We start from the raw sequence: 2,810 nt of genomic DNA, 5'->3' as shown, positions 1-2,810 counted from the left end.
GTATCCATTCGGCGTAGGCCGCAGGGTTACCGCCTGAGCAGTCCAGGGTTGTCTTTATAGAACCTGATCAGCTCGATGAGGTTTTCGATTCCAAAGTCGGTGAACGCCTGGATGCCGTGTTCTCCGACGCCATAGACCCAGATGACGCCGTCCTCGATCTCCATTTCGTTGGCGATGTCCCACAGCCAATCTTCGTCTTCGCCGAGGTCTTTCGCGACCTGGGTGATGGTGGTGACGTGATGGACCTTGTTGACGTGCGTGGTCATGCCGCTCGAGCGGAGAGTGCTGATGCTGGCGTCCAATTCCAGGGCAGAAGTTCGTCCAGCCGATGAGCCGGATGGGCGGCAATGCGGGCGAGGATGTCGGCGAGCCAGGCCTGCGGGTCGATGCCGTTCATTTTCGCCGTGACGATGAGGCTGTACATGGCTGCGGCGCGCCGCCCTCCGCGATCAGATCCGCAGAACAGCCAGGACTTCCGTCCAAGAGCGATGCCTCGCAAGCCCCGTTCGGCGGCATTGTTGGAGAGACACACGCGTCCATCTTCCAGGAACAGCGTGAAGCTCGTCCATCGCTTCAGGATATAGTTGAACGCCTTGGCCAGGTCGTGCCCACGGGAGAGCTTAGCGAGCTGTTCCCGCATGTAGACCTGAAGATCATCGACCAAGGGACGGCTCAGCGTCTGCCGCACCTGAACACGCTCCTCCGCACTCCTGCCATTGATGGAGCGTTCGATCTCGAACAGCGCATCGATCCGGCGCACGACCTCGACCGCGATGGGCGAGAGCGGGATCTCCTTTTTGCCAGCAGCCTTGCGCCGCGCATTCTCTTCGATGTCGGCCATGGCGAAGAACGGACGCCTTCCATGCGACCAGCAGGCAGCCTCTCGGATCGGTCCGGGCTGGCGTCCCACCAGATAGAGTTGGTTGTACCCATCATAGGCGTCGGCCTGCAGGATGCCGGCATATCGGGCCAGATGCCCCTGGGGATGCTCGCCCTTACGGTCGCGCGAGTAGTAGAACATCGCCGCTGGCGGGCCGGCTCCACCAAATGGCTTGTCGTCCCGCACGTAGATCCAGCACCGCCCCGTATCGGTCTTACCCTTAGCCAGCACCGGCACGGTCGTATCGTCGGCATGAAGGCGCTCGGCCGCCATGACATGGGCCTCAAGGCGGCGCAGCAACGGATCTAGCGAGGCACAGACCGCCCCAACGGCATCCGCCATGGTCGACAGTGCGATCGGCACGCCTTCCAGAGCGTAGCGCTCGGACTGGCGGTTCAACGGCTGATGTTGGCCGAACTTCTCGAACATGATCATGGCCAGGAGGCTTGGGCCAGCCCATCCCCGGGCGACGGCATGGAACGGGGCCGGCGCCTGGCTGATCTTCTCGCAGTCGCGGCAGGAGAACTTCTCCCGAACCGTCTCGATCACCTTCCACTGGCGCGGCACCACTTCCAGCGTGCGGGTCACATCCTCGCCGAGCTTGCGAAGGCGATTGCTGCCGCAGCATTCACAAGCCGTAGGCCCATCGATCACCACCCGTTCCCGCGGCAGATGCTCAGGGAAGGTCTGGCGCTCGGCACGCTGGCGCGTAAATCCACGCACCGTCGTCGTCATCGCCACGGCCCGTTCCGCCGCAAGCTCGTCCTCGGTGGCGTCGGCCTCCAGCTCTTCGAACGTCAGCGCCAACTGCTCGATCAGCCGCGCTGAACGCTCTGACCGTTGCCCATAGATCTGATGTTTTAGCCTGGCGATCTGCAGCTTCTGCCGGGCAATCAGCGCTTCGTCTTGCGACGCTTTCGCGCGGGCGACCGCGAGTTCAGCGGCGACCTCCAAACCCTTCGCGCGCTCGACTGCCAGCGCCTCTTTCAGGGCGGCAACGTCATCCGGAACAGCGTCGCGATCAGCATCCATGCGACGCAGTGAATCACAAGTCGGACGCGTTGGGACTCCTCAAAATGCCGGCAACCTCAGATTTTCCTAGATCAGCCCGCGCTCTGCGGTCGCCAGCTCAGTTGCGGATTCCTCCAGTCAATTCCTTCCAGCATATAAGCCATCTGCGCCGCGGAGATCGACACCGCGCCGGCCGAGGCCGACGGCCAGATGAACTTGCCGCGATCCAGACGCTTGGCATAGAGCGACATGCCTAACCCGTCATGCCAAAGGATCTTGACCAGATCGCCGCGGCGGCCCCGGAAGATGTAGAGATCGCCAGCGTGCGGATCGCGCCTCAGGCTCTCCTGAACTGTAAGAGCCAGGCTTCGCATGCCGCGACGCATGTCGGTGTGGCCAGTGGCGATCCAAACCCTGACGCCGCTCGGAATCGGGATCATCGTCGCCGCAGCAGCTCAAGAACTCGCTGCAGCGCCTCAACGTCTACGTCACGGTCAACGCGAACGCGACAGCCGCCGCCAAGCTCGATCTCGATGATTCCAGCCCTTGCACGCTGCGCAGGCGGGGAAGATGCCGGTTGTGGCGCGTCGCTCGAGATCGGAGCCGCCACCGGCGTGATCTCGACGGGAACGAGAGCTGGCACGGAATCTCCGCCCAGTCGCCCCTGGCGCGCTTGTCGACGCCAGGTGAACAGCAGGCTGTGAGCCACCCCGTGCCGGCGTGCGACGCCGCAGACCGTCTCGCCGGCCTGCAAGGTCTCTTCGACAAGGCGAACCTTCTCGTCGTAACTCCATCGTCGCCGACGCTCGGCGCCCAACACATTCACCTGCATTCGCACCGTGACCTTAAAGCTAGACTTAAGGTCAAATCCTCGGGCCGCCTCTCAAACTAAACAAGGCGGCCGACGCCGGAGGGATAC

The 2,810-nt window shown here is 63.1% G+C and carries 4 protein-coding genes; all 4 read right to left on the bottom strand.

All coding sequences use genetic code 11. From position 1 onward, the window contains the following. Positions 1–26: 26 nt before the first annotated feature. Positions 27–266 carry a hypothetical protein gene (locus tag IVA98_RS19700; RefSeq protein WP_247298594.1) on the bottom strand — a complete coding sequence of 80 codons (240 nt, stop codon included), beginning with the start codon at positions 264–266 and terminating at the stop codon, positions 27–29. Continuing rightward, complete coding sequence (tnpC, locus tag IVA98_RS19695; RefSeq protein WP_247355362.1) at positions 263–1,912, bottom strand: IS66 family transposase; 1,650 nt, start codon at positions 1,910–1,912, stop codon at positions 263–265. The genes IVA98_RS19700 and tnpC overlap by 4 nt, the downstream gene beginning before the upstream one ends. A 71-nt stretch (positions 1,913–1,983) precedes the next feature. Continuing rightward, a complete protein-coding gene (tnpB, locus tag IVA98_RS19690; RefSeq protein ID WP_247298588.1) occupies positions 1,984–2,331 on the bottom strand; it encodes an IS66 family insertion sequence element accessory protein TnpB in 348 nt (115 codons plus the stop codon). Next, positions 2,328–2,723 carry an IS66-like element accessory protein TnpA gene (gene tnpA / locus IVA98_RS37695; RefSeq protein WP_157348915.1) on the bottom strand — a complete coding sequence of 132 codons (396 nt, stop codon included), beginning with the start codon at positions 2,721–2,723 and terminating at the stop codon, positions 2,328–2,330. Before tnpA ends, tnpB begins: the two co-directional genes overlap by 4 nt. Positions 2,724–2,810: the final 87 nt, after the last annotated feature.

This window comes from Bradyrhizobium sp. 160, from assembly GCF_023073735.1.
GTDB lineage: Bacteria > Pseudomonadota > Alphaproteobacteria > Rhizobiales > Xanthobacteraceae > Bradyrhizobium.
The sequence above is the reverse complement of the archived record's forward strand: the minus strand, read 5'-3'. Positions and strand labels throughout refer to the sequence as shown.

Bases quoted from the DNA above. Each gene is read 5' to 3' on its own strand.
- IVA98_RS19700 (WP_247298594.1), bottom strand. From the start codon at position 266: ATGACCACGCACGTCAACAAGGTCCATCACGTCACCACCATCACCCAG.
- tnpC (WP_247355362.1), bottom strand. From the start codon at position 1,912: ATGGATGCTGATCGCGACGCTGTTCCGGATGACGTTGCCGCCCTGAAA.
- tnpB (WP_247298588.1), bottom strand. From the start codon at position 2,331: ATGATCCCGATTCCGAGCGGCGTCAGGGTTTGGATCGCCACTGGCCAC.
- tnpA (WP_157348915.1), bottom strand. From the start codon at position 2,723: ATGCAGGTGAATGTGTTGGGCGCCGAGCGTCGGCGACGATGGAGTTAC.